This window comes from Myxococcus sp. MH1, assembly GCF_059738865.1.
The window spans coordinates 1,333,863-1,359,240 of the sequence record NZ_AP026947.1 but is presented as its reverse complement, the minus strand read 5'-3'; the positions used below and the strand labels follow the sequence as shown (position 1 = coordinate 1,359,240).

19 protein-coding genes are annotated in these 25,378 nt (G+C 70.6%); 13 read left to right on the top strand and 6 right to left on the bottom strand.

The window, feature by feature from the left end:
* Window positions 1-301: 301 nt before the first annotated feature.
* The 7 genes from thrA (at window position 302) to AC6JA9_RS05595 (ending at window position 8,845) form a co-directional block, all read left to right on the top strand.
* A complete protein-coding gene (thrA, locus tag AC6JA9_RS05625; RefSeq protein WP_497959216.1) occupies window positions 302-2,803 on the top strand; it encodes a bifunctional aspartate kinase/homoserine dehydrogenase I in 2,502 nt (833 codons plus the stop codon).
* Window positions 2,804-2,834: 31 nt separating this feature from the next.
* Window positions 2,835-3,962, top strand: a complete 1,128-nt coding sequence (locus tag AC6JA9_RS05620) for a trans-sulfuration enzyme family protein (protein ID WP_497959215.1) — start codon at window positions 2,835-2,837, stop codon at window positions 3,960-3,962.
* Window positions 3,874-5,031 carry a trans-sulfuration enzyme family protein gene (locus tag AC6JA9_RS05615; protein ID WP_267698010.1) on the top strand — a complete coding sequence of 386 codons (1,158 nt, stop codon included), beginning with the start codon at window positions 3,874-3,876 and terminating at the stop codon, window positions 5,029-5,031. Before AC6JA9_RS05620 ends, AC6JA9_RS05615 begins: the two co-directional genes overlap by 89 nt.
* Window positions 5,032-5,289: 258 nt before the next feature.
* Entirely contained in the window at window positions 5,290-6,258 is a 969-nt protein-coding gene (gene cysK / locus AC6JA9_RS05610; RefSeq protein WP_408888086.1) for a cysteine synthase A, read from the top strand.
* Window positions 6,255-7,256 carry a methionine ABC transporter ATP-binding protein gene (locus AC6JA9_RS05605; RefSeq protein WP_426748061.1) on the top strand — a complete coding sequence of 334 codons (1,002 nt, stop codon included), beginning with the start codon at window positions 6,255-6,257 and terminating at the stop codon, window positions 7,254-7,256. Before cysK ends, AC6JA9_RS05605 begins: the two co-directional genes overlap by 4 nt.
* The gene (locus tag AC6JA9_RS05600) at window positions 7,246-7,929 is read left to right on the top strand and encodes a methionine ABC transporter permease (RefSeq protein ID WP_223783522.1); all 684 of its coding nucleotides are present in this window, start codon (window positions 7,246-7,248) and stop codon (window positions 7,927-7,929) included. Before AC6JA9_RS05605 ends, AC6JA9_RS05600 begins: the two co-directional genes overlap by 11 nt.
* Window positions 7,930-7,996: 67 nt before the next feature.
* Window positions 7,997-8,845: a MetQ/NlpA family ABC transporter substrate-binding protein gene (locus AC6JA9_RS05595; protein WP_223783523.1), complete on the top strand. Its 849-nt coding sequence runs from the start codon at window positions 7,997-7,999 to the stop codon at window positions 8,843-8,845.
* Between the two features lie 257 nt (window positions 8,846-9,102).
* Here the strand turns inward: AC6JA9_RS05595 and AC6JA9_RS05590 are convergent, their stop codons facing one another.
* Both AC6JA9_RS05590 and AC6JA9_RS05585 read right to left on the bottom strand, forming a co-directional pair.
* A complete protein-coding gene (locus AC6JA9_RS05590; protein WP_497959214.1) occupies window positions 9,103-10,521 on the bottom strand; it encodes a sigma-54-dependent transcriptional regulator in 1,419 nt (472 codons plus the stop codon).
* Window positions 10,518-11,978 (bottom strand): sensor histidine kinase, encoded by a 1,461-nt coding sequence (locus tag AC6JA9_RS05585; protein ID WP_223746055.1) that lies wholly within the window; start codon window positions 11,976-11,978, stop codon window positions 10,518-10,520. Before AC6JA9_RS05585 ends, AC6JA9_RS05590 begins: the two co-directional genes overlap by 4 nt.
* 199 nt (window positions 11,979-12,177) lie before the next feature.
* Between AC6JA9_RS05585 and AC6JA9_RS05580 the strand changes: the two genes are divergently transcribed.
* Window positions 12,178-12,393 (top strand): hypothetical protein, encoded by a 216-nt coding sequence (locus tag AC6JA9_RS05580; RefSeq protein WP_223746054.1) that lies wholly within the window; start codon window positions 12,178-12,180, stop codon window positions 12,391-12,393.
* Window positions 12,394-13,457: 1,064 nt separating this feature from the next.
* Entirely contained in the window at window positions 13,458-14,402 is a 945-nt protein-coding gene (locus AC6JA9_RS05575; RefSeq protein ID WP_497959213.1) for a hypothetical protein, read from the top strand.
* Between the two features lie 12 nt (window positions 14,403-14,414).
* Here AC6JA9_RS05575 and AC6JA9_RS05570 read toward each other — a convergent pair whose 3' ends face one another.
* Window positions 14,415-15,365, bottom strand: coding sequence for an alpha/beta fold hydrolase (locus tag AC6JA9_RS05570; protein WP_497959212.1), 951 nt, complete (start codon window positions 15,363-15,365; stop codon window positions 14,415-14,417).
* 194 nt (window positions 15,366-15,559) lie between these two features.
* Here AC6JA9_RS05570 and AC6JA9_RS05565 point away from each other — a divergent pair, with 194 nt between their 5' ends.
* Window positions 15,560-16,495: an MBL fold metallo-hydrolase gene (locus tag AC6JA9_RS05565; RefSeq protein ID WP_223783527.1), complete on the top strand. Its 936-nt coding sequence runs from the start codon at window positions 15,560-15,562 to the stop codon at window positions 16,493-16,495.
* Between the two features lie 31 nt (window positions 16,496-16,526).
* The gene (locus AC6JA9_RS05560) at window positions 16,527-18,281 is read left to right on the top strand and encodes a M14 family zinc carboxypeptidase (protein WP_497959211.1); all 1,755 of its coding nucleotides are present in this window, start codon (window positions 16,527-16,529) and stop codon (window positions 18,279-18,281) included.
* Window positions 18,282-18,421: 140 nt separating this feature from the next.
* Here the strand turns inward: AC6JA9_RS05560 and cglD are convergent, their stop codons facing one another.
* On the bottom strand, window positions 18,422-21,802 hold the full coding sequence (gene cglD / locus AC6JA9_RS05555) for an adventurous gliding motility lipoprotein CglD (protein ID WP_497960628.1): 3,381 nt from the start codon (window positions 21,800-21,802) through the stop codon (window positions 18,422-18,424).
* A 219-nt stretch (window positions 21,803-22,021) separates the two neighbouring features.
* Between cglD and AC6JA9_RS05550 the strand changes: the two genes are divergently transcribed.
* Both AC6JA9_RS05550 and AC6JA9_RS05545 read left to right on the top strand, forming a co-directional pair.
* Window positions 22,022-22,819: a TIGR02266 family protein gene (locus AC6JA9_RS05550; RefSeq protein ID WP_223783529.1), complete on the top strand. Its 798-nt coding sequence runs from the start codon at window positions 22,022-22,024 to the stop codon at window positions 22,817-22,819.
* A 3-nt stretch (window positions 22,820-22,822) separates the two neighbouring features.
* Window positions 22,823-23,755 (top strand): serine/threonine-protein kinase, encoded by a 933-nt coding sequence (locus AC6JA9_RS05545; RefSeq protein ID WP_223746048.1) that lies wholly within the window; start codon window positions 22,823-22,825, stop codon window positions 23,753-23,755.
* Between the two features lie 15 nt (window positions 23,756-23,770).
* Here AC6JA9_RS05545 and AC6JA9_RS05540 read toward each other — a convergent pair whose 3' ends face one another.
* Together AC6JA9_RS05540 and AC6JA9_RS05535 are read right to left on the bottom strand one after the other, a co-directional pair.
* Complete coding sequence (locus AC6JA9_RS05540) at window positions 23,771-24,556, bottom strand: hypothetical protein (RefSeq protein ID WP_497959210.1); 786 nt, start codon at window positions 24,554-24,556, stop codon at window positions 23,771-23,773.
* A 26-nt stretch (window positions 24,557-24,582) separates the two neighbouring features.
* Complete coding sequence (locus AC6JA9_RS05535) at window positions 24,583-25,341, bottom strand: hypothetical protein (RefSeq protein WP_408888096.1); 759 nt, start codon at window positions 25,339-25,341, stop codon at window positions 24,583-24,585.
* Window positions 25,342-25,378: the final 37 nt, after the last annotated feature.

The following is a 25,378-nucleotide window of genomic DNA, read 5'->3' as shown; positions in this document are numbered from 1 at the left end:
CAGTCCCTCCGCTTCGGTGAGAGAGGACCTCGTGGTTCCCACCGCTCGCATCGCCCCCCTGTACCCCGCGAAGGCCCGTCGCGCGTTCCGCTCGCTCGAGAGCGTCCGAATGCGCCCCGCCCTGCTCCGCGCGCTCGCGCGAATGCGCGGGCCGGTGCACGCCGGCTAGGGCTTCAACCTCTCCTTCCTTTCATTTCTTCCGTCGGCGCTCCAGCGCCGCGCTCGCTCGACGTGTGCGTCGGCGCCGCGGACGGGCGCCTCCATGTCTTCAGGGCCCCAGGCCCTCGTTCGAGGTTCGCAGATGAGCAGCAATTCCTATCGGGTGATGAAGTTCGGCGGCTCCTCCGTGGGCTCCCCGCGCCGACTGCGTCAGGTCATCGAGTTGATTGGACAACACGCGCGCACGGGCCCGCTCGCCGTCGTCGTGTCCGCCATGGGCGACACCACCGACTGGCTGCTCGAGGCCGCGGACCTCGCCACCCGGGGCGAGCTGGAGGGCGCGCTCACGGTGGTGAGCCGCATCGCCCACCTCGCCAAGACCAACGCCGCCGCGCTCCACCCCGCGCAGTCCGCCACCCTCGCCGCGCGCGTCGACCAGCTCCTCGCGCCCCTGCAACGGCTCCTCCACGGCCTCTCCCTCACCCGCGAGTGCTCCCCCGCGTCCAAGGACAAGGTCCTCGCCTTCGGTGAGCTGGTCTCCGCCACGCTCCTCGCCGAGCTGCTCGACGCCTCCGGCACCCAGGCCCGCTTCCGCGACGCACGGCACCTGCTCGTCACCGACGACGCCTTCGGCACCGCGCGCGTGGACGTGCCTCGCACTCGCGAGCGGCTCCAGTCGAGCAGCGCCGAGTGGGGCACCACCGTGCCCGTCATCCCCGGCTTCATCGCGTCGACGCCCGACGGCCGCACCACCACGCTCGGCCGCAACGGCTCCGACTACACCGCCGCCCTCGTCGCCCAGGGCCTGGGCGCCACCGAGGTCACCGTGTGGACCGACGTGCTCGGACTGCACACCGCGGACCCGGACCTGGTGAGCGACGCCTACCCCGTCCCGCACCTCTCCCACGGCGAGGGCCTGGAGCTGGCCGCCGTCGGCGTGCGCATGCTGCACCCGCGCACGATGATTCCGCTCATCGAGTCCGGCATCTCCCTGCGCATCCGCAACACCATGCACCCGGAGCACCCGGGCACGCTCATCGACGCCGTCGGCTCGAGCGACGTCCAGCGCCCCACCTGCATCGCCACCCGCGAGGACCTGGCCCTGCTCGGCATCGAGGTGCGCAAGCTCTCCGACCAGTTCCAGCTGGGCGAGCGCGTCCTCGCCGCACTGCGCTCGGCCCGCGTCACCGTGTGGATGACCGCCCAGTCCGCCAACGGCCAGTCCATCGCCGTGGTCATCCCCCGCCCCGACACCGAGCGCGCCAGGACCGCGCTGGAGAGGGAGCTGGCCCAGGAGCTCGCCCGCCGCGAGGTCGAGCCGCTCGGCATCCGTCAGCCTGTGACGCTCGTCACGCTCGTCGCCGAGGCGATGGGCCACGGCGTCAACGTGGCCGGCCGCTTCTTCAGCGCGCTGGGCGCGGTGGGCGTCGGCGTGCGCGCCAGCGCCCAGGGCGCCAGCTCCCGCTCCATCTCCTGCGTGGTCGACGCGGCGGACACCGCCATCGCCGTGCGCACCACGCACGCGGCCTTCAACCTCGCCCACCAGCAGGTCAGCCTCTTCCTCCTCGGCAAGGGCACCGTGGGAGGACAGCTCCTCACCCAGCTGCGCAGCCAGGAGTCGCTGCTGCGCGAGCGACATGGAATCGCCCTGCGCGTGGTGGGCATCGCCGACAGCCGGCGCAGCCTGTTCAACCCGGCCGGCCTGCCGTTGGAGGGACTCGAGGAGCAGCTCGCGCGCGTCGTCCGCGGTGAGTCCGGCACGCGCGCCCTGCCGCCGCTGCTCGACGAGCTGCGCCGGCTGCCCGTGCCCATCCTCGTCGACTGCACCGCCAACGGTGACGTCGCCTCGCTCTACATCGAGGCGTTCCGTCGGGGCATCCACGTGGTCGCCGCGAACAAGAAGCCGCTCGCCCTGCCGTGGAACGAGCGCGAGGCGCTGCTCGCCGAGGCCCGCCGTCACCACGTGGCCTACCACTACGAGACGACGGTGGCCTCCAGCCTCCCCGTCATCGACACGCTCGCCAACCTGGTGCGCACCGGCGACACCGTGCGCCTCATCACCGCGTCCCTCTCCGGCACGCTGGGCTTCATCTGCAACGAGCTGATGGCGGGCGTGCCGCTGTCCACCGCCGTGCGCACGGCCAAGGAGCGCGGCTTCACCGAGCCCGACCCGCGCGAGGACCTCTCCGGCGCCGACGTCGCGCGCAAGGCGCTCATCCTCGCCCGCGAGCTGGGCCTGCCCCTGTCCCTCTCCGACGTCGCGCTGGAGCCCTTCGTCCCCGAGCCCGCCGACGCGGGCGACACCGCCGAGTCCTACCTGCGAAGCCTCCGCGCGCTCGACGCCGAGTACACCCGAAAGGTGGAGCACGCCCGCAAGGGCGGCACCGTGCTGCGCTACCTGGCCCGCATCGACCCGACGCGGCTGGGCACCGACACCCCCGTCATCCGCGTGGGGCTCGCGCCCGTGGAGGCGGGACAGCCCGCCGCGGACCTGCGCGGCTCCGAGTCCTTCGTGTCCTTCACCACCACACGGCACAGCGAGTTCCCGCTCACCGTGCGCGGCGCGGGCGCGGGGGGCGCCGTGACGGCCTCCGGTGTCCTGGCCGACATCCTCCGCGTCTCCCAGACGCTGCGCGGTCGATGAAGCACCCTCGGCTCCGAAAGGAATCACGACCATGAAGCTCGCCACCGCCCTTGTCCACGCCGGCACCCGCCGCGACCCGGCCACCGGCGCCATCGCCGTCCCCGTCTACCACTCGGCCACCTACCAACACCCCGCGCTCGGCCAGTCCACCGGCTACGACTACTCGCGCACGAAGAACCCCACCCGCGCCGCGCTGGAGGACGCGCTCGCGCAGCTCGAAGGTGGCGCCCGAGGACTCGCCTTCGCGTCCGGCATGGCCGCGCTGCACGCCGCGCTCAGCCTCTTCGGCCCCGAGGACCACGTGGTCCTCACCGAAGACCTCTACGGCGGCACGTTCCGCCTCGTGGACCGGCTGCTCCACCTGCCCCACACCTTCGTGGACACGACGAAGCCAGAGGCCGTGCGCGCCGCGCTGCGCCCCAACACCAAGGCCGTGGTGGTGGAGACGCCCACCAACCCGCTGATGAAGTCCGCGGACCTGCCCGCGCTGGTGGCGCTCACGCGCGAGGCGGGCGTGCTGCTCATCGTCGACAACACCTTCCTCACGCCGTACCTCCAGCGTCCGCTGGAGCTGGGCGCGGACGTCGTCGTGCACTCGGCCACCAAGTACCTGGCGGGACACAATGACGTCGTGGCCGGAGCGCTCGTGGTGCGCGACGCGGCGCTGGGCGAGAAGCTCGCGTACCTCCAGAACGGCATCGGCGCCATCCTGGGGCCGCAGGACTCGTACCTGGTCATCCGCGGCCTCAAGACACTCGCGCTGCGCATGGAGCGCCACCAGTCCAACGCGCGCGAGGTGGCCGCGTTCCTGTCCGGCCACCCCAAGGTGGAGCGCGTCCACTACTCGGGCCAGGGCGGCATGTTGTCCTTCAGCGTGAAGGACGCGGCCCTCGTCCCCCAGGTGCTCGCCGGCGTGCGCCTGTGCCTCTTCGCCGAGTCACTCGGCGGCGTCGAGACGCTCATCACCTTCCCCGCCACGCAGACCCACGCGGACATCCCCGTCGCGCGCCGGGAACAGCTTGGCATCACTGACCGACTGCTTCGCCTCTCCGTGGGTATCGAGGACTGCCATGACATCATCTCCGACCTGGCCCAGGCGCTCGACGGGCACTCCCGCTCCGAAGACGTTCGCCACGCGCCTGCTGCACACCGGCCATGAAGTGGACCCGGTGACGGGCGCCGCGGCGGTGCCCATCTACCAGGTGTCCATGTTCGACCAGCCGGGCCTGGAGACGCCCGGCGAGTTCGACTACGCGCGCTCCGGCAACCCGACGCGCAAGGCGCTGGAGGGCGTGCTCGCCACGCTCGACGAGGGCGCGGGGGCGTTCGCCTTCGGCTCCGGCATGGCCGCGCTGTCCACCGTGCTGATGCTCTTCAGCGCGGGCGACCACCTGGTCGTCACCGATGACTGTTACGGCGGCACCTATCGGGTGCTCACCCGGGTGTTCAGTCGCTTCGGGCTGAAGGCCACGTTCGTGGACACGAGCGACCCGGAGGCCGTGCGCGCCGCGTTCCGGCCCGAGACGAAGGGCCTCTTGGTGGAGACGGTGAGCAACCCGTTCCTCAGGCGCACCGACGTCAAGGCCATGTCCGCGCTCGCGCGCACGTACGGCGCGCTGCTCATCGTGGACAACACGTTCCTGTCACCCTACCTCTCGCGGCCGCTCACCGAGGGCGCGGACATCGTCGTGCACTCGGCCACCAAGTTCCTGGGTGGGCACAGCGACGTCATCGCGGGCACGGTGGCGGTGCGCACGCCGGAGCTGGCGAAGGAGGTCTACTTCCTCCAGAACGCGGTGGGCGCGGTGCTCGGCCCCCAGGACTGCTTCCTGCTCCAGCGCGGCATCAAGACGCTCCAGGTCCGCATGGAGCGACAGGTGCGGACGGCCGCGGCGCTGGCTCGCTGGCTCGCCGGCCGTCATGAAATCGAGAAGGTCTACTACCCGGGCATCGGCGCGGTGGTGTCGTTCCGGCTGGCGAGCGACGCGATGACGTCGAGCTTCGTGGAGGCGCTCAAGCTGCCGCTGCTCGGCGTGTCTCTGGGCGCGGTGGAGAGCATCCTCACGGTGCCGGCGAGGCACTCGCATGCCTCCGTGCCCGCCGCCGAGCGCGAGCGTCGGGGAATCACCGACGCGCTCATCCGCTTCTCCGTGGGTCTGGAGGACGTGGAAGACCTCCAGGCGGACCTGGCGAACGCGCTGGGTCGAGCCTTCCGGGAGGCCGCTTGAGGAGGCGGTCGGATTGACAGTGCGGGACGGATTGATTACGTCTGGAGGCCGATGCTCGTCTTCGTCGCCACGTCCGGAACCTGTTGTCGCGGCATGTGTTGTCGCGTCACGACGGGTCCGTCCGTTCGAGCGTACTGAGCGTCCTTCGCGCACAGGCGTGTCCGGCCCGTCCCCAGCACCTGGAGACGGGCCGTTCTCTTTTTCCCCACACGCCGGGGCGCTGCATCGAGGTCCCGGCCCTTCCCACCGAGAGACCGGATGCCCCACAACATCTACCCCGACGTGACGCAGCTCATCGGCCGCACGCCCATCGTCCGCCTGTCGCGCATCGGCACGCCGGAAGAGGCCACGCTGCTGGCCAAGGTCGAGTTCTTCAACCCGGGCGGCAGCGTGAAGGACCGCATCGGCCTGGCCATGCTCGAGGACGCGGAGAACCACGGCCGGCTGCGTCCGGGCATGACGATTGTCGAGCCCACCAGCGGCAACACCGGCGTGGCGCTCGCGATGGTCGCCGCGGTGAAGGGCTACCGCATCATCCTCACCATGCCGGAGAGCATGAGCGTGGAGCGCCGGCGCATCCTGGAGGCGTATGGCGCGGAGCTGGTGCTCACCCCCGCGGCCAAGGGCATGAACGGCGCCGTCGAGGCGGCCGACGAGCTGCTCAATCAGTTGGGCGACAAGGGCTTCATGCCGCAGCAGTTCCGCAACCCGTCCAACCCGGAGATCCACCGCCGCACCACGGCGAAGGAAATCCTGGGCGATCTGGACGTGACGAAGCTGGACGCCTTCGTGGCGGGCATCGGCACGGGCGGCACCATCACCGGCGCGGGCGGTGTGTTGAAGAAGGCCAACCCGCGGCTCCAGGTCATCGCGGTGGAGCCGCTGCGCTCGCCGCTGCTCACCGAGGGCAAGGCGGGGCCGCACCGCATCCAGGGCATCGGCGCCAACTTCGTCCCGGAGGTGCTGGACCGCGCCGTGTACGACGAGGTCATCGACGTGGCGGACGTGGATGCGTACGTGGCCGCGAAGGACCTGGCACGCAAGGAGGGACTGCTCGTCGGTATCTCCAGTGGCGCGGCGCTGCACGCGGCCCGTCAGGTGGCGCGGCGTCTGGGGCCCGGCAAGACGGTGCTCACGGTGCTGCCGGATACCGGGGAGCGTTACTGGAGCTTGTTCGCGGCCTTCGCCGAGGAGCTGGCGAAGACACCGCAGGGAGTCGCTGGATGATTGAGTTGCGCGGTATCAGCAAGGTGTACAGGCAGGGCGGGCGCGAGGTGTCTGCGCTCCAGGACGTGACGCTGCGGGTGGACCCGGGCGAGGTGTTCGGCGTGCTCGGACAGAGCGGCGCCGGCAAGTCCACGCTCATCCGCTGCGTCAACCTGCTGGAGCGTCCCACCCAGGGGCGCGTGCGGGTGAACGGGAAGGAGATGCTGTCGCTGAGTCCCGATGAGCTGCGCCAGGCGCGGCAGGGCATCGGGATGATCTTCCAGCACTTCAACCTGTTCTCCTCGCAGACGGTGGCGCAGAACGTCGCCTACCCGCTGGAGGTGGCGGGCCTGCCGCGCGAGCAGATTCGCGAGCGGGTCGCGGAGCTGCTCTCGCTGGTGGGGCTGTCGGACAAGGCGGACGTGTATCCCTCGCGGCTGTCGGGCGGGCAGAAGCAGCGGGTGGGAATCGCGCGGGCGCTGGCGCCGCGTCCGCGCATCCTGCTGTCGGACGAGGCGACGTCGTCGCTGGACCCGGAGACGACGCGCTCGGTGCTGTCACTGCTGAAGGACCTCAATCGCCAGCTGGGGCTCACCATCCTGCTCATCACGCACCAGATGGAGGTGGTGAAGGCCATCTGCGACTCGGTGGCGGTGCTGGAGCAGGGCCGGCTGGTGGAGCAGGGCAAGGTGGTGGAGCTCCTGTCGCGGCCGGGCACGCATCTGCATGAGCTGTGCTATCCGCCGTTCGCCACGGGCGAGGCCTCGGTGCTGCGAGGGGGACAGCGGGTGTCGCTGTCCTTGTCGGGTGAGCACTCGACGCGGCCCATCCTGTCCACGCTGGCGCGGCGGTTCGACGTGGACGCGCACCTGTTGGAGGGCTCGCTGGAGCGCGTGGGTGAAGCGCGCGTGGGCCGGCTGTTGTTCGAGCTCACCGGCGCGCCGGACGCGGTGAGCCAGGCGCTGGCGTTCCTGCGTGAGCAGGGCCTGACGTCCGAGGAGGCGGCCCATGCCTGGTGAGCAGCTGGCGCGGGCGCTGTGGGTGGCGACCCTCGAGACGCTCTACATGACATCGGTGGCCACCGTGCTGGTGGTGGTGCTGGGGCTGCCGCTGGGAGTGCTGTTGGTGCTCACGGACCGGGGCGGACTGTGGGAACGGCCGGCGCTGAACCGCGTGCTGGGCACGTTGGTCAACGTGGGGCGCTCGGTGCCGTTCATCATCTTGATGGTGGCCATCGTCCCGCTGACGCGGTTGCTGGTGGGGACGACCATCGGCACCACGGCGGCCATCGTCCCGCTGGTGGTCGCGGCGATTCCCTTCATGGGGCGGGTGGTGGAGCAGGGCCTGCGCGAGGTGGATGGAGGGCTGGTGGAGGCCGCCATCGCGATGGGCTCCACGCACCGGCGGGTCATCTTCCGGGTGCTGTTGCCGGAGGCCCTGCCGTCTCTCGTGCGCGGCATCGCGCTCGTGGTTATCAGCCTGCTCGGCTACAGCGCCATGGCGGGCGCAGTGGGCGGAGGTGGGCTGGGAGACCTGGCGGTGAAGTACGGCTACATGCGCTTCCGCACCGACGTCATGTTGGGCTGCCTCGCCGTGTTGCTGGCGCTGGTGCAGCTCGTCCAGTGGCTCGGTGACGGCCTGGCGTCCCGCTTCGACCACACCACGCAGCGTCCCAGCCGCGCACTCGAGTGAAATTTCCGCGCGGGTCTGTTGTTGGCCCGCGCCCCTCTCCCCTTCGGACATGCGGAACCCCCACCCCATGAAGCCACCCGCGTCATTCCTGCTCATCCCCCTGGCCTTCGCGGCCGTCTCCGCCGCGTTGCTGGTGGGGACGGGCTGCAAGAAGTCGGAAGCCCCCGCCACCGGCGAGGCCCCTGGCATTCCCACGCTGAAGGTCGGCGTCAACCCGGTGCCCCACGGGGAGATTCTCCGCGCGGCGGTGCCCGTGGCCCTGCGCGACGGCGTGCGCGTGGAGGTGGTGGAGTTCACCGACTACGTGCAGCCGAACATCGCGCTGGCGGACCAGCAGCTCGACGCGAACTACTTCCAGCACGTGCCCTACCTGGAGCGCTTCGCCGAGGACCGGAAGCTGTCCTTGCGCAGCGCGGGCTCGGTGCACCTGGAGCCGCTGGCGCTGTACTCGACGAAGTTCCGTCAGCTCGCGGAGCTGCCCGAGGGCGCGCAGGTGACGATTCCCGCCGACCCGAGCAACGCGTCCCGCGCGCTGCACCTGCTGGCGGACCAGGGGCTGTTGCGGCTGCGCGAGGGAGCGGGCGCCGGCGCGACGTTGCAGGACGTGGTGGGCAATCCTCGCAAGCTGGAGTTGAGGGAGATCGACGCGGAGCAGCAGCCGCGCACGCTGCAGGACGTGGCCGCCGCCGTCATCAACGGCAACTACTTCCTGGAGGCGCAGAAGCACCTGAACCTGGACGCGAAGGTGCTGGCCCGTGAGTCCGCCACGCGCAACCCGTACGCCAACGTGCTCGTCGTGCGGAAGGGTGACGAGGGTCGCCCCGAGGTCCGCACGCTGCTCAAGGCCTTGCAGTCCCAGGAGGTGCGGCGGTTCATCGAGTCGAACTACGGCGGCGCGGTGGTGCCGGCGTTCTGATGAGCCCTGGGTGCACCGCCGAGGATGTTGGCGGCGCCGCCCGTGGAGCCTGCCGATTGGTGGTTCTCGTCACGCCTGGCGAGACGTGCCGAAGGATGGCCCCTGCCTCGGTCAGGCTGTCGTGCGACACAGAGGGCGGTCGGGACGCGCATCTCGTGCGCTCGAGGCAGGGCGGTTGGAGCCTTCGCTCACGTCCTGCGAGGCGCGACTGACAACGGCCCGCACGCGGCCAGGACTCGTTGAGTCCAGCGGGGTTGCTACTCGGAACGCTTGAAGTCGTCGGAGCGCACGCCGTAGCGCTTGAGCAGCCGGTGGAGACTCTCGCGCTCCATGCCGGCGCGCTCGGCGGCGTGGGTGACGTTGCCTCCGAACTCCTGCATCAACGCGGTGAGGTACTCGCGCGACACGGTGTCGCGCGCGCCGTCCACGGCTTCGCGGTAGGGCAGCTTCGCGAGGGACTCGGTCGTGGCGCGGACACCCGGGGCGGTGCTGGCCGCGCGGGGCGTTGTCAGCACTTCCGGTGGAAGCTCCTCGGGAGTGATTCGCGTGCCTTGCGCCACGGCCACCGCGCGCGCCACGGCGTTCTCGAGCTGACGCACGTTCCCGGGCCACTCGTAGGTGGAGAGCGCGCGCAGCGCCTCGGGCGTGAAGCTGTCCACCTCGGGCCTCCCGGCGCGGGAGAGGAAGTGCATCGCGAGCAGCGGGATGTCCTCGCGTCGCTCTCGCAGCGAGGGCAGGCGCACCGTCACCACGTTGAGGCGGTAGTAGAGGTCCTCGCGGAAGCGGCCCGCGGCCACCTCGGCGGACAGGTCGCGATGCGTGGCGGCGACGACACGGACGTCCACCTTCACCGGCACGGTGGTGCCCACGCGGCGGACCTCTCGCTCCTGGAGCGCGCGGTTGAGCTTCACCTGCACCGGCAGCGGCAGGTCCCCAATCTCGTCGAGGAAGAGCGTGCCGCCGTGGGCCTCCTCGAAGAGACCGGGCTTGGCCACGGTGGCGCCGGTGAAGGCGCCCTTGGCGTGGCCGAAGAGTTCGCTCTCCACGAGCTCCGCGGGCAGCGCGCCGCAGTTCACCGCGACGAAGGGCTTCGAGGCGCGGGGGCTCTCGCGATGCACGGCGCGCGCGGCGAGTTCCTTGCCCGTGCCGGTCTCTCCCGTGAGGAGCACGGTGAGGTCCCTGGCGGCCACCTGGGACAAGAGGCCGTGCAGCGCGCGCATCGCGGGGCTCTCGCCGAGCATGCCGTGGAGGCCGGGGGCCACCGCGAGGCGTGCCTTCAGGGACGAGACCTCGCGGCCCTGGCGACGCTTCTCCAGCGCGCGGGCCACGACGAGCGCGACCTCGTCCGGGTCGAAGGGCTTGGAGAGGTAGTCGTAGGCGCCCTCCTTGATGGCCTCCACGGCCTTCGGGATGCTCGCGAAAGCGGTGACGAGGAGGACCTCTGTCTCGGGAGCGCGGCGCTTCACCTCGCGCAGCACGGCGAAGCCATCCGCGCCCGGCATCTGGATGTCGGTGACCACCACGTCGAAGTCGCGCGAGGCGAGGCAGGCGATGGCCTGCTCTCCATCCGCGGCCTCCGTCACGGCGTAGGCGTCTCCGAGCATGCGCGAGAACAGCTTGCGCATGTTCTCCTTGTCGTCGACGACGAGGACGGTGGGCTTGTTGGAGGAGCTCATGACATGGCCTCCCGCTCCGCGGACACGGGGGGCAGGCGGAGTGTGAAACGTGCGCCGCCGAGAGGACCGGTGTCGGCCTCGATGCGGCCGCCGTGGGCCTCGGCGATGGCCTGGCTCACGGCGAGGCCCAGTCCGGTGCCCGTGGACTTGGTGGTGAAGAAGGGTTCGAAGAGGCGACGTCGGTCCTCGGGCTTCACGCCCGGGCCGGAGTCGGAGACGGCCACGGTGGCGCCGCCGTCCTGGGAGGGCGCGATGTGGACCTCGACGGTGCCGCCGTTTCCAGCGGCCTCGGCGGCGTTCTTCACGAGGTTGAGGAGCACCTGACGCAGGCGCGAGGGCTGGGCCCAGACATTCGCCGCGCCCGCCACGCGCACCTGGACCTGGCCGAGTCGCTCGGCCTCACGCAGCCGGGCCACCACGTCCTCGCACGTCTCCCGCAGGGGGAGCTGCTCCACGGGGCCCTGGCCCGGCCGGGACAGGTCGAGCAGTCCCTCGACAATCTGCTGACAGCGCACCGCCTCCTCCTCCACCACTTTCAGGTCCTCCGCGAGGGCGCCCTCCGCCTTGCGCTGGAGGATGCGCACATAGCCGAGGATGACGCCGAGCGGGTTGTTGATTTCGTGGGCGACGCCCGCGGCGAGTCGGCCCACGCTGGCGAGCTTCTCGTGTTGGACGAGCTGGGCCTGATGGGTGCGGAGGGCCTCGGTCATGCGGTTGAACTGCGCGGCGAGTCGGCCGAGCTCTCCGGGGTCGTCCTCGGGGATGCGGGTGTCGAGGTTGCCTTCGGCGAGCCGAGCGGCGCCCTCGGAGAGACGCGCGACGGGGCGGGCGACGGAGTTGCCGATGTAGATGCCCACGCCGACGGCGAAGAGGGTGGCGCCACCGAGCAGGAGCAGGGCCCAGCGGAAGCTGGTGTGCTCGACGGCGGCGACGTGCTCCTCGAACGAGCCGATGGAGGTGTCGAAGCGACGGGCGAGGGCCTCGGCGCGAGCCTGGATGAGGGAGACGCGCTCGAGTGCTCGACCGTGGGCGGAGGTGACGGTGGCGTGGTCCTTGGCGAGGACGGCGGGGAGGAGGGTCTCCCGGTAGAGGCGGTCCAGCGCGTCACCGTTCTCCTGGATGTCCGCCACCCAGGCGCGCTCCTCGGCGTCCTGAGCCTGCTCGCGGAGCCGGCGGGTGAGCTCCTCGACGCGGGCGCGCGACTCCTCGTGGAAGTGAACGTGGCTGGCGTTGCCGAGGATGATGGTGTGGGCCAGGTGGGCGTACTGGTCGCGGACGGCGGTGGCGAGCTCGAGGGCTTCGCGGACACGGCCGCCGGCCTCGCGCAGCTCGTGGGAGCCATCGTGGATGTCCGCCAGCCGGGCGAGCGCGAAGCCCGAGGCCGCGGTGAACAGCGCCACCAACGCACCGAAGGCGAGCAGCAGCTTGCGAGTCGTGGAGCCGGAGGTCGGAAGCATCGCGCTCTATATAAGGGAGAGCGGGGCCGTGTGGGCGGGATGCAGGTAGAGGGGCGTCGAGCATGCGGGCGCTCTCGCGGAGAGATTCTCCCTGTCGGCGCGTGCACAGTCTGAGGCATCCCACCCTTGAGGTCAGCTCCCGGACGGACCACCTGGGATAGAATCCACGTTGTCGTTTCCTGCGCCGGGGGGCACAGCGATGACGTGGCCGACCATCCGGGTCTGTGCGCTGTCCTGCGCCCTGCTGGGCTGTCCCGAGGTGCATCGGCGTGACGGGCTCGTGGACCGGGCTGCACACAGGGACTCGCTGGAGAACATCCCCACGCGGTGCACCAGCAAGGAACGTGAGCTGTATTGCGGCGGCAAGGCACCGGACGACCCCGAGTGCATCCAGCACTGTGGTGAGCCCGAATGAACTGGCGCTCTTTCGCAGGCCTGATAGCCGCGCTGCTGCTTCCCCTGCCGCTCGTCCTTCTCTTCGCGAGCGCACTGCGCACCGAACGCACGGAATCGATTCACGGTCGTCAGGTCAGCCCGATCCTCTCCGAGGAGGTTCGCGGTCAGCTCAGGACCTACCACCGCAACTGCCGGGACAGTTCCGGCTGCGTGCCCCCCCTCGGCTGCCTCATGGATGCGCGCGCGCATGCCCAGTACTGCGCCGACAGCCAGTGCCTCGCGGATTCGCAATGTCCAGACGGACAGATCTGCCAGCTCCTCGCAACGGAGGGCGATGGGCCCTTCGTCCGGCACTGTCTCCCTATCGGCCTCCGCGGCGAAGGCGAACCCTGCGTCAAGGTCCCAGCCACGCTCGAAGAGGCCTGTGCCCGTGGCCTGACCTGCGGCGGCCGAACCGGCTTCTGCGGACGTCCCTGCGCGCCCACCTCTCCCAACGACTGCGGCTCAGGCTTCTTCTGCGCGGACACGCCCCCTGTCCCCGTCTGTCTCCCTTCATGCGAGCAGATCACCTGCCCCGAAGGGCAGCACTGCATCCGGCACGAAGAAGGAGCCTCCGCTTGTGCTCACGTCTCGGGACCTCAGTGCCAGACCACCCCATGCCCTCACGGACAAACCTGTCGAGTCATCCAAGCGCCACAGCAGCCGGACCGCATCTGGTCCGAGTGTGAGCAGCGCTGCGGCGACCGCTTCCCTCCCTGCCCCGACGCCCAGGTCTGCGACGGCTGGTCCTGCAAACAGCCTTGCGACCCCAAGGGCCCCAACACCTGTGACGAGGGCTACCGCTGCTTCCAGCGTCGTCCCTCCAGCCCCTGGGTCTGTCACCCCGACTGGTGACCCGAGTCATCAGGTGATGCCCGTCGTCATCGCACCGTGCTCACTCAGCACCGTGCACGAGCATCCCAAACCCCTGATTTCCCACGAGAGGTAACGCCCCGCCCCGCGCGCCCCTGAGTGGCACAGCTCCTGCTCAATCCCCCCACAGGTCGCGCAACGCAGCGCCCGCCCCACTCCCCCGAGGCCGACATGTCCATCGCCATCCAGAACCGCTCGCCCCTCCCGCGCACGTCCTGCCTCGAGCCCACCTCCTCCCTCCCCCAGTCCACTCCGACGCCCCGCGCCGGCAATGACGTCCAGCGCAAGCTCCAGGCCGACTCCTTCGAGCAGGGCGACCTCGCGAAGCTCCAGGCCCAACTGTCCCAGCTCCTCGGCGGACTCACGCAACAACTCCAGTCGCTCGGTGTCCAGGCCCCCGCGTCCCTCGGCGGTGAAGCACCTCCCGCACCCGCGAGCATCTCCGCCCAGAAGCCCTCCGCGCCCAGCCTCGCCGCCAAGACCGCCGAAGCCCCGCGCACCCACCCCACCAGCGACGCGGGCCCCGGTTTCGGCGCGCCCTCCGCCGGCTCCACCGTGCCCGCGCCCGTCGACCAGCCGTGGCTCGCCAAGAACAACGTCGGCTCGCCCTACAACAGCAACATCCAGCTCATCGACCCGGGCCAGAAGGACCAGTTCAAGTACACCAACACCTTCACCAACAGCACGAACCAGCCCCAGACCATCACCCTCTGGAACAAGACCGGCGAGCACGGCGGCCCCAACGACGGCCAGCACTTCGACAAGAGCACGCCCAAGACCTTCACCCTCCAGCCCGGCCAATCCCAGCTCGTCGCCTTCGACACCAACACCAGCGTCGCCTGGTGCGTCTCCAAGGACGGCACCGCCAACCCCAGCGCCAACTACGGACAGACCTGGGGCGAGGCCTCCTTCGGCCACGCCGCCACCGGCTGGAGCGGCTACGACACCAGCCAAATCAGCCCCGCCGGCCACCAGGGAAAGATGTCCATCTCCAACCAGGCCACCGGCGCCAAGGTGACAGAGGCCAACGCCTGGCAGACGCCCTCCGACAGCCCCGTCGGCCGCGACGTCGGCGTCCCCGCCGGCCCCCTCCACCTGTCCACCGTCTTCAGCTGAGCCGCGCCCTCGTCACCCAGGCAGCTTCGACAGGAACGACAGCAGCGCCGCGTTCACCTCCGCGGGTCGCTCCTGCGGCGCCCAGTGCCCCGCCTCCGGGATGACCCGCACCTCCGTCAACCCCGGCACCAGCGCCTTCATCGGCTCGAGCGGCGCCAACAGGCGCCCCGGGTCCTTCTCCCCCGTGATGAACAACGCGGGCTGCTCGATTCGCGCCGTCGCCAGCTCGGGCAGCTCCTCCCAGTCCCGGTCCATGTTCCGATAGCGATTCAAGCCGCCTCGGAAACCACTCCGCTCGAACTCCCCCGCGAAGTACGCGACGTCCTCCTCCGAGAGCCACGCCGGCAACGACGCGGGCGGCGGCGTGAGGAAGCCATCTCCAGGCTTCTTCGCACGCACCGCTCCCGCGCCCAGGTCGAAGCCCGGCTCCCCCGCCAGGATCGTGCGCATCGTCCGGGGCACGTCTGCCTCCAGCTCCGCCTCCGCGACGCCCGGCTCCTGGAAGTACAGGATGTAGAACCACTTCCCCGCGAACGCCCCCTGGAAGAGCTGCGTCGGAGGCATCGGCGTGCGGCCCAGGTGCGGCACGCTCATCCCGACCACCGCGCGGAAGCGCTCCGGATGCAGCGCCGCGCACGTCCACGCCATCGCCGAGCCCCAGTCGTTCCCCACCACCACCGCGCGCTCCTCGCCCAGCGCATCGAGCAGCCCCACCGCGTCGGCGACCAGCTGCTTCATGCTGTACGCCTCGACCGCCGCGGGCTTGTCGCTGCGCCCATAGCCTCGGATGTCGGGCGCCACGGCGTGATACCCCGCCGCCGCGAGCGCGATGAGCTGGTGCCGCCACGAGTACCAGGACTCCGGCCACCCATGCAGCAGCAACACCAGCGGCCCCGTCCCCGCCTCCGCGACGTGAAGCCGGATGCCGTTCGTCTCCAACGTGCGATGCGTGATGTCGCTCATGTCGACTCCTCCTTCGGTTCACTTCCGCCTCGGCGCCGAGGCCCTGGATGATTCGCGCGGACACGGCCGTCCCGTCCCCGCCCACTCTTGCCGAGCAACACCCCCATGTCATTCCCCTTGCGCCCCCACCGGCCCGCGAGCATGAGAGCCCACAGGGGCGCCACCCGCGCCCGCTCCCGAGGAGTTCCTTCCGAATGACGACGCGCTTCAAGAACCTGGATGGCAGCGGCCCCCAGCCGTTCGGCACCGTCTTCAAGTGGGCAGTCGCCGACAAGCTCGCCGGCCGTCGCCGCAAGTCCCCCGACCACGCCCCCGTGCCTCGCGTGGAGCCGGACCTCACCCTGCTCCACACGCCCCCGGCGCCAGGTGAAGGCGCGCGGCTGACCTGGCTGGGCCACGCCAGCTGGCTCGTCCAGTTGGACGGCCTGTCGCTCCTCATCGACCCCGTGCTGCGCGACGCCATCAACGTGGTCATCCGCCGCAACGTCCCGCCCGGCGTTCCCATCGACCAGCTACCGCCCATCGCCACAAGCCTCGTCTCCCACAACCACTACGACCACCTGGACCTGCCCACCCTCCTCGACGTGGGCGCGCCCATCGTCACCGGCCTGGGCCATGCGCCCGTCTTCAAGGGCACGCGCCTGGGCGTCACCGAGCTCAACTGGTGGCAGTCCACGAAGGTCGGCCCCGTCACCGTGCACTTCGTCCCCGCCCAGCACTGGAGCCGCCGCGGCCTCAACGACGCCAACCAGATGCTCTGGGGCGGCTTCGTCGTGGAGGGCTCCACGGCCCGCGTCTACCACTCGGGCGACACCGCCTGGTTCGACGGCTTCGCCGACATCGGCAAGCGCTTCCCCGGGCTCGACGCCGCGCTGTTGCCTATTGGCGCGTACGACCCGGAGTGGTTCATGAGCCGCCAGCACATGAACCCCGAGGACGCGGCGCGCGCCTACGACGCGCTCGGCGCGAAGCGCTTCCTCGCGATGCACTGGGGCACCTTCAAGCTCACCGATGAGCCGCTCGACGAGCCGCCCCGCCGCCTGGACACCGAGTGGAACCGCCGGGGCTGGCCGCGCGAGGACCTGCACGTGTTGCCGGTGGGAGGAACGCTCACGGTGCGCGCCGGTTGAATCACACCGGAGCCTGTGCTGTGGAAAGCCCATGCTCCTCGCCACCGCCCTGTCCCTGGCGCTCACCCAGGCGCCGCCCCCCCTCACCACCGTGTCCGAGCAGAGCGGCTGGGTCCGCACCGGCCGCTACTCCGAGGTGGAGGCGCTCTGCCGCGCCTTCCCCAAGGCCTTCCCCGGCAAGGTGCGCTGCGACACCTTCGGCACCACGCCCGAGGGCAGGCCCATGCTCGCGCTCGTCGCCAGCGCCGACGGCGCCCTCACCCCCGCCGCGAACACGAAGAAGAACCGCCCCGTCGTCTTCTTCCAGGGCGGCATCCACGCGGGCGAAATCGACGGCAAGGACGCGGGCTTCGCGCTGCTGCGCGACATCCTGTCCGGCAAGACGCTGCCCGGCGTGCTCAAGGGCGTCACCGCCGTGTTCGTCCCCGTCTTCAACGTGGACGGCCACGAGCGCTTCGCCCCCAACCACCGCCCCAACCAGGTGGGCCCCGAGGAGATGGGCTGGCGCGCCACCGCGTCGAACCTCAACCTCAACCGCGACTACGTCAAGGCCGAGGCCCCGGAGATGGTGGCCCTGCTGCGCTACCTCCACACGTGGGACGCGCTCGTGTACGCGGACCTGCACGTCACCGACGGCGCCAAGTTCCAGCCCGACGTCTCCGTCGGCATCGAGCCGCAGCAGTCGGGGCCCCAGGCCCTGCGCGCCCTCGGCGTGAAGCTGCGCGAGGAGCTCTTCCAGGAGCTGGAGAAGGAGGGCCACCAGCCGCTCGAGTTCTACCCGTCCTTCCTCGAGGACGACGACCCGGCCTCCGGCTTCGCCTACGGCGTCCCCACGCCGCGCTTCAGCCACGCCTACGCCGCCGCGCACCACCGCTTCGGCGTGCTGGTGGAGACCCACTCGTGGAAGCCCTACGCCGTGCGCGTGAAGGCCACGCGGGACGTCGTCGCGGGGCTGTTGCGCCTGGTCTCCCGGGACGGCGCCACGCTGCTCGCCGCCGTGAAGGCCGCCGACGCCGAGGCCCAGGCCGGCAAGGTGCGCGACGTGGTGCTCGCGTGGAAGAGCACGAAGAAGAGCCGCGTCCTCCCCTTCAAGGGCTACGCCTACGAGCGCGGGCCGTCCGAGGTCTCCGGCCAGACGTGGATTCGCTACGACGACACGAAGCCGCAGGTGTGGAACGTGCCCTACTTCGACACCGTGGAGCCCGCGCTCACCGTGAGCATGCCCGCGGGCGGGTACGTGGTGCCGCCCGCCCACGCGGCCTGGGTCGCCGAGAAGCTCACCACCCACGGCCTCACCTTCCAGCGCCTCACGCGCGCCTCACCCGCCACCGACGTGGAGGTCTTCCGCGCCACCGAGCTGAAGTGGGGCACACAGTCCAACGAGGGACGCCAGACGCTGTCGGTCAAGGGCGCGTGGGAGAAGCAGTCGCGCGAGCTCCCCGCGGGCTCGCTGTACGTGCCCAGTGCCCAGCCCGGCGTGGAGCTGGTGGCGCACCTGTTCGAGCCCTCGGGCTCCGACTCACTGCTCGCGTGGGGCTTCTTCAACCCCCACTTCGAGCAGAAGGAATACATCGAGGACTACGTGCTGGAGCCCTTCGCCCGCGAGCTGCTGGCCAGGGACGCCGCCGTGAAGGCCGAGTGGGACGCGAAGCTCAAGGACCCGGCCTTCGCCAAGGACCCGCGCGCCCGGCTGCGCTTCTTCTACGAGCGCCACCCCGCCCGCGACACGCGGCTGCGCGTCTACCCCGTGGTGCGCACCGCCGCCGCGCCAACGGCCTCGCGCTGAGACACGACGGCCCCGGAGGCAGGTGAGCCTCCGGGGCCGGGGTACTTGCTTCGACCCGCTCCCGAGTCACCCCGGGAGCGGGCCACCTCCCACGCCGGCCCCCGCCTCACGACGAGGGGCCGACGCGCGGAGGGGCTGCATCAGCCGATGACGCCCTCGCAGGCGCAGAGGCTCGGGTTGCACACCGTGTTCGACGGGCAGCCGCCGCAGTCCGGCTTGCAGGCGCACGAGCAGGACGCCGCGTCCGGCTGCGCGGTGGGGCCGCAGTTCAGCGTCGTCGTGTCACACGCGCAGGCGCACACGTTCGGGTCGAACTTGTAGCCCGCCGCGCACGTGGCCGTCTGGACGCACGAGCAGCTGCACGTCGCCGTGTTGCACGACTCGTAGGTGCCGCACGTGCCACCGCAGTCCGGCGCGCACGTGAAGGAGCACACCGCCGGGTCCGTGTTGCAGACCTGGCCCGAGGCGCCGCCACCGCCGCAGTCCGACGGGCACTCGCACTTGTCCGTGGTGCGGTTGCACGACAGCTTGCCGTCGCAGTAGTCGGCCTCGGTCGCGTCGTAGTACGGGTCATTGCGGCACGGGGGCGGCACGCCGTTGGGGTTCGTCGTGCGGTCGCTCCAGTAGCGGTAGGACACCGCGGCCTGGGTGTTGTCCGCCTGCGGGCGGCAGCCACCGAAGAACGACAGCGTGCGGTTGATGCCGTCCACGTCGAAGCCGTGGGTGCGGCTGCGCGGCAGGTCCGCCGGCGTGGGGCACGTGGTGGGGTTGGCCACCGCGCCCACGGACACCTTCACCGAGGCGCCGATGGGCGGCTGCTGCGTGCGGTGACCCACCGACGCGATGACGCTGTCCACGATGCCGTTGATGGTCGTGGTGATGGAGCCCGCGTTGCGGATGGAGCCCACCACGCCGCCCGTCGCCTGGATGATGTCCAGGTGCTTCGGGTTGCGCGGGTCCTCCTGCACGTGACACCAGGTGGCGGTGTCGCTGGTGGCCAGCTCCGGCGGGCAGATGATGCCGTGGACCTGGATGGTCTGACCCAGCGGGTTCTTCGTGGCCGGCGTGGTGCCCGTGCCCTTGAAGTACTGCTCGAACGTGGCGATGGAGTCGGTCGAGTAGTCGTGCGTGTCCGTCAGGATGACGACCACCACCTTGGCGCCCGCGCGGATGCGCGCCGGCTCGGAGCTGGTGGACGACGGCGCCATGGGCCCGTTGATGGCGGCGCGCGCCGCGTCCATCGCCTTCTCGTCACCGTTGCCGCTGGTGCGCACCCAGCAGTCCAGGTTGCTCGAGCAGGTCGTGGCCTCGGTGACGACGGTGCACGCGCCACCGGAGCACGCGCTGTTCTCCGTCAGCCACGCGCGGAACTGGTTGACGTTGGTGGTGAAGCCGCGCACCACGTTGCGGTTGGCGTGGTTGGTGTTCGTGGAGGTGTAGCTGGTGGTCACCATCGCCAGACGCCAGTCCAGCGTGGAGTTGCCCAGCTTGTTCGCCACGGCCGTGGCCGCGTTCGCCAGCGACTGCTGGCTGCTGGCCATGGAGCCGGAGTCGTCCACCACGAAGATGAAGTCCACCACCGCCGCGCGCGTGGTGAACAGCTCGCACTGCACCGCGTCCGCGTCACCGAACTGCGCCAGCGACGAGCCGCCCGCCGTGTCCGTCAGCGTGAACAGGCTGCCGGCCTCGTTGTAGCGGGACGTGGGGGTGATGGCGAGCACCACCAGCACGCTGTCGTTGGAGCGGTGGACGTACTGGCCCTGCAGGGTGAACGGACCGGTGATGCCCGCCGTGCCCGCGAGCGAGCCGGTGCTGTTGGGCACCATCGAGCGCACCAGCGTGTTGGTGAGGGCCTTCAGGTCCTGCGTGCCCGCCAGGGTGTAGCGCGCCGACAGCGCGGCGTAGCCATCCCAGGTGGTGAACGTCTGCGACACCTCGCGCGCCGCGGTGTTGAACGACGCGCCGCGGATGGCGGCCTCGTCGCCCGTGGGCGTGGTGGAGCCGCCCGCCTGGCCGCGCTTGTACGCAATCACCGTCACCTGCCGGGTGTCGTCCCAGCCGATGACGCCCACCGTGGAGCCCGCCACGGTGATGTTGGTGAGGTTGGCGTCCTTGAAGGTGGCCGGCAGCGCGAGCCGGATGTCCGCGCCGTTCTCCTCCTTGAAGGTCACCGGGCGCAGGTTCGACGCGCGGCACGCCTGGCCCGCGGGGGTGTTGGGCGCGCCGTCCGCCGGGTTGTTCGGGTCCAGCTCGCCCGGGTCCACCTGGCCGTTCTGGTTCGCGTCCTCGGCGCCGTCGGCGATGCCGTCACCGTCCGAGTCGGGGTTGTTCGGGTTCGTCGTGCTGGAGGGCTGCGCGTCGCCGGAGTAGCCGCAGTCCTTGCGGGGCGCGTTGGCCGTCGTCACGCCGCGCTCCAGGCCGTCGCGCAGACCGTCGCCGTCCGTGTCCGGGTTGGTGGGGTCGGTCTCGTTGCCGTCCACCTTGCCGTTGCCGTTGGCGTCCTCGCCGAGGAAGCCGTCGCGGCCCGGGCCGTCCTGCAGACCGTCGCAGTCCGTGTCCGTCAGGCGCGGGTCGGTCTCGTTCGCGTCCACCTTGCCGTTCTTGTTCTCGTCCTCGACGCCGTCCGGCAGGCCGTCACCGTCCGTGTCCGCCTTGTTCGGGTCCGTGCCGGTGGCCGTCTCCACCGAGTCCGGGATGCCGTCGAAGTCCGCGTCGGGGATGGAGGCGGCGCAGTCGCGCACCTTCGGGTCCGTCTCACCGGGGTCCACCACGCCGTTGCGGTTGCGGTCCTCGTCGCCGTCCGCGCACGAGTCGCCGTCCGTGTCGGGCTTGAGCGGGTCGGTGCCCATCTGGATTTCCAGCCCGTCCTGCAGGCCGTCGCCGTCGGTGTCGCGCTTGCGCGGGTCCGTCTCGCCGGGGCTCACCGTGCCGCTCTTGTTCGCGTCCTCCACGCCGTCGGGGAGGCCGTCGCCGTCCGAGTCGATGGCGTTGGGGTCCGTCTCACCCGGGTCGCGGCGACCATTGCGGTTGGTGTCCTCCAGACCGTCCGGGATTCCGTCGCCGTCCGTGTCCGCCTTCACGGGGGAGGTGCGCGAGTCCGGGTCCAGGTCCGCGCGGAAGGAGCAGTTGGGATCAACGCTGCTGGTGCGGCCGACCTCGACGCCGTCACGGATTCCGTCGCCGTCGGTGTCACGCAGGCCCGGGTCCGTCTTCAACCCACCGGGATAGACGTTGGCGAACTCCTCCGCGTCCGTCAGGCCGTCGCAGTCGGAGTCCTTGGTCGGGTTCTTCGTGTCGTTCACATCCGTGGGAACACGACCCGGGTCCGGGTCCGGGTCCGGCTCGACGCCCGCGTCCTCCGGCGGCGGCGGGCCCGCATCCGTGCCACTGTCCGGGTTGTTCGTCCCGCCATCGTCTGTGTTGTCGGGAGGGTTGGGGTCGGGGTCAGATCCACCGCAGCCGGCCAGCAACGAAGCTGACACGAGCACGCAGGCGATGAGCCGGGTGAGGGGCTTGCGCATCATTCGACTCCAGGGCCCTGACTCCGGGGGGGTATTGGATGAGCCAGGGGGAATCCGAAGTCTATGAAGAGTCGGGCCCCCGGGTCAGCGTCTATTCCCCTGCGTACGAGTTTACCGTCGCTCTTCGTATGCTCTCTGTTCACCGTCATGGACGGATTGCCGCGTGACTGTTTGCGAACAGTGTTCGCGCCCTGGGAGGCGTCGGTTATCGTCTCTTTCGTGCCTGTCTTCGGTCTCGCGGCGTTGTGGAATGGAAGGGCCTCGCCCGAGCTCGCGGCGGCGGTGGTGGAGGGCTTGGGCAAGCTGTTGCCTACCGCGCAATCGATGCAGCTCGTGGTGGCGATGCAGGCCGAACAGGCCGGCGTGGAGCTGAAGGTGGAGGCGCCGGGCTATCCGCGCGCGTCCGTCGAGCAGCTCGCGGATGAGGTGAAGAAGAGCGGCGGGACGTTCGTGGAGTTGTGGCGTCTGCCCAAGGCGGAGCGGGATGCGTTCCGCAACACCACCTTCGCGAAGGGTCGCACGTTCGGAGGCGACGAGCGCGCCCTGGCGGCGCGCACGCTGGCGCAGCACGTGAGCGCGCTGGCGACGCGGCCGGAGCCCGCCGCGGAGCCCGCGACGCCCCCCGCGCCCGCGCCCGTCGCGACGCCGGAGTCGGAGGAGGACCCGCGCAAGGTGCCCGCGGCGCCGCCGGGCAGCCCGCAGCGGCGGGGACGGCGCTTCGCGGTGCGGCTGGAGCTGGCGTTCCGCACGGAGCTGGACTTCGTGCGCGAGCACGCGCTGAACATCTCCAACGGCGGGTTGTTCGTGCGCACCGCGCACCGGCCTCCTCCCGACAGCGTCGTCACGGTGGACGTGACGTTGCCCAACGGCGAGCACCTGCAGGGCGAGGCGGTGGTGGTGCACGTGGTGGATGACCCGTACAACGGCGGCGTGGGGCTGGCGTTCCTGAGCGACGACGCCACCTTCTCGCGGACGCTCGACGGCTATCTGGCGAGCCTGGTGGGTGGGGCGGGATAGGACATGGACGTGGGGGGAGAAGAGCACTGGCCGCGCGACTGTGGTCGCTTCGAGCTGCTGTCGCGACTGGGGCGCGGCGGGATGGCGGAGGTGTTCCTGGCGCGGGTGAAGGAGGGGCCGCGCGCGGGGGAGCAGGTGGCCCTCAAGCGCGTGCGTCCCGAGCGCGCGCATGACGACGAGGCGCACGAGCAGCTGCTCCATGAGGCGGAGCTGGCCAGGTGCCTGCGCCATCCGCACATCGTGGGCTTCGTCGAGTACGGGGAGCTTCGCGACGGCGGCTATCTGGCGCTGGAGCTGGTGGAGGGGCCGGACCTGGGGCGGGTGCTGGCGCAGTGCCGCAAGCGGCGCATCGAGCTGCCCATCGACATCTCGGTGCTCATCGTCCGGCAGGTGTTGGAGGCGCTGGCGCATGCGCACCAGGCGACGAGCACCACGGGGCGTCCGCTGGGCGTGGTGCACTGTGACGTGTCGCCGCACAACGTGCTGCTGTCGCGGACCGGTGAGGTGAAGCTGGCGGACTTCGGCGTGGCGCGCTCGCGGGCGGGGATGACGCTGGACGCCCGGCGGCTGGGCAAGCAGCACTACCGCTCGCCGGAGCTGCTCGCGGGCGAGGTGTCCGTGGCGGTGGACCTGTGGGCGACGGCGGTGTTGCTGTACGAGCTCTTGTCGTTGGAGTCGCCCTTCCCCTCCGGGCCGGGAGAGGAAGTGGAGTCCGCCATCCGGGGCGCGCGGGTGAAGCCCGTGCGGCTGCATGTGCCGGAGGTGTCGGACGCGCTCGCGTTGGTGTTGGACCGGGCGCTGGCGCCCCACCCCGCGCAGCGCTTCGGCTCCGCCGAGCAGTTCGCGCGGGCGCTGTCCTCGCTGACGGATGACCGCGTGGCCACGCCCCTGGCCGTGGCCGCCGTGGTGCGCGGCCTCATGGGCCCGGGGGCTTGAGGGCTCAACGCCCGGTTACTGCAAGGGCAGCGTTCCCTGTGGCGTCCCCGAGCGTCCCACGTCGACGATTCGCTTGAGGAAGCGCTCACGCTGGGCGGCGTCATCCACGTTGATGACCCAGTCCGCGGCCTTCGACAGCACCAGCTCCGCGGCGCCGACAGCGGCCTGACGGCCTCGCGTCATCACGTAGGCGATGAACAGGGGGCGCTTGTCCAGGTTCGCGCTCCGGAACAGCTCGCGGAAGGCGAGGAACTCCTGGCTGATGTCTCGCAGGTCCTCTTCGAGCTGCGAGCGAGTCCCGACGATGGGCTCCATCAACAGCAGTTCCTGTCGCCCCTCGACGAACTGCGAAATCTCCTGGGCCGCTTTCGCATGCGTACTCGGCAGGAGGCTGGGTGAGTAGCGCCGCTGGACGAACTGGCCCACCTGCCACTGCTCGAGGAAGCGTTGCCCCAGCGTGTCCCGGTGAGGTCCTCGTGGCACGGTCTCCCGGGCATCAGCCTCGCTCGCGGGCTTCTGGGGGAGCAGATGCTTCTCCACCCAGGCGCGAGGATTCGTCACCTCCTGGGGCAGCAGAAGCTCCTCTCCGAGCCGGGCCAGCGGGCTGACCTCTCCCGAGGGGAGGTCGAAGCGCGTGGGGCTGGCCAGCGCATCGAGGATGGCCAGCATTGCGAAGTGCGACTTGCGTCCGCCGATACAGCCGGGCGCGGGCAGCCACGGGGAGCGCGCGAACTCCACCCGGGCTCCGCTCTCCACGAGCGCACCAATGGTGACCTTCGCCCCCGAGAAGGGGTCCGGCACGTAATGTACGAGACGGATGCGAGTCATCACCGGATTGCTCCAACCACCTGGATGTAGCGCTCGACGAGCTGTGTGGCCTGCTCCATGCGCCTGGAGAGCGCCGAGAACAGTAGGTCGCTGCCCGACTCCCCGACAAGCATGCAGCTTTGCTGGACGCATTGCCGCAACATGACGGAGCCCGCCAGCTCGGCTGCCCTCTTCGCGGCCTTGTAGGCGCCAACCTCCAGCAGCCCTACAGGAAGGCCCCGGGCCAGATTGGGCTTTTCTGGAATCGACAGGCCCGCATCGGAGAAGTCCTGGGGATAGCCCACCAGCGAAGCCCCAGCGTCGATGGCCCACGCCCAGACGTCCAGCTCATCCCCCATCGAGGTCAGGAGGATGTTCTTCGCATGGCGGTCATGGTTGTGGATGAGCGCATCGAGCGTGAGCATGGCCCCGAGTCCTTCCAGGTTCTTGACGAAGTGCGCGTGCGCACCATTCCAGTGCAGCGGCGAGGAAATCAGCGCGCTGAGCCACCCCACCTCCGTGCCCGGGCCCTTGAAGAAAGCCCCGTGAGGCTGCGGAACCCCCAGCGCGTTGCCCAGGTACCAGCCGACGAGCTCCGCCAGCAGTTCCTGCCAGCCCATGTCGACCTTGCGCACCCAGGGACGGCCGAGCGGGTCCTTGAAATAGTCCGCCCCGCTGGTGTGCTCCACTTCGACCTGGGCGACATGCATGCCGCCCGTGACGGTCTCGAAGCACACCTCGACGCCGGCATCCCCGAGGAGGTCTTTCGACTCGCGCATCTGCCCCACCCCCATGGAAACAGCCCACCACCAGGAC

Bases quoted from the DNA above. Each gene is read 5' to 3' on its own strand.
- thrA (WP_497959216.1), top strand. From the start codon at position 302: ATGAGCAGCAATTCCTATCGGGTGATGAAGTTCGGCGGCTCCTCCGTG.
- AC6JA9_RS05620 (WP_497959215.1), top strand. From the start codon at position 2,835: ATGAAGCTCGCCACCGCCCTTGTCCACGCCGGCACCCGCCGCGACCCG.
- AC6JA9_RS05615 (WP_267698010.1), top strand. From the start codon at position 3,874: ATGACATCATCTCCGACCTGGCCCAGGCGCTCGACGGGCACTCCCGCT.
- cysK (WP_408888086.1), top strand. From the start codon at position 5,290: ATGCCCCACAACATCTACCCCGACGTGACGCAGCTCATCGGCCGCACG.
- AC6JA9_RS05605 (WP_426748061.1), top strand. From the start codon at position 6,255: ATGATTGAGTTGCGCGGTATCAGCAAGGTGTACAGGCAGGGCGGGCGC.
- AC6JA9_RS05600 (WP_223783522.1), top strand. From the start codon at position 7,246: ATGCCTGGTGAGCAGCTGGCGCGGGCGCTGTGGGTGGCGACCCTCGAG.
- AC6JA9_RS05595 (WP_223783523.1), top strand. From the start codon at position 7,997: ATGAAGCCACCCGCGTCATTCCTGCTCATCCCCCTGGCCTTCGCGGCC.
- AC6JA9_RS05590 (WP_497959214.1), bottom strand. From the start codon at position 10,521: ATGAGCTCCTCCAACAAGCCCACCGTCCTCGTCGTCGACGACAAGGAG.
- AC6JA9_RS05585 (WP_223746055.1), bottom strand. From the start codon at position 11,978: ATGCTTCCGACCTCCGGCTCCACGACTCGCAAGCTGCTGCTCGCCTTC.
- AC6JA9_RS05580 (WP_223746054.1), top strand. From the start codon at position 12,178: ATGACGTGGCCGACCATCCGGGTCTGTGCGCTGTCCTGCGCCCTGCTG.
- AC6JA9_RS05575 (WP_497959213.1), top strand. From the start codon at position 13,458: ATGTCCATCGCCATCCAGAACCGCTCGCCCCTCCCGCGCACGTCCTGC.
- AC6JA9_RS05570 (WP_497959212.1), bottom strand. From the start codon at position 15,365: ATGAGCGACATCACGCATCGCACGTTGGAGACGAACGGCATCCGGCTT.
- AC6JA9_RS05565 (WP_223783527.1), top strand. From the start codon at position 15,560: ATGACGACGCGCTTCAAGAACCTGGATGGCAGCGGCCCCCAGCCGTTC.
- AC6JA9_RS05560 (WP_497959211.1), top strand. From the start codon at position 16,527: ATGCTCCTCGCCACCGCCCTGTCCCTGGCGCTCACCCAGGCGCCGCCC.
- cglD (WP_497960628.1), bottom strand. From the start codon at position 21,802: ATGCGCAAGCCCCTCACCCGGCTCATCGCCTGCGTGCTCGTGTCAGCT.
- AC6JA9_RS05545 (WP_223746048.1), top strand. From the start codon at position 22,823: ATGGACGTGGGGGGAGAAGAGCACTGGCCGCGCGACTGTGGTCGCTTC.
- AC6JA9_RS05535 (WP_408888096.1), bottom strand. From the start codon at position 25,341: ATGCGCGAGTCGAAAGACCTCCTCGGGGATGCCGGCGTCGAGGTGTGC.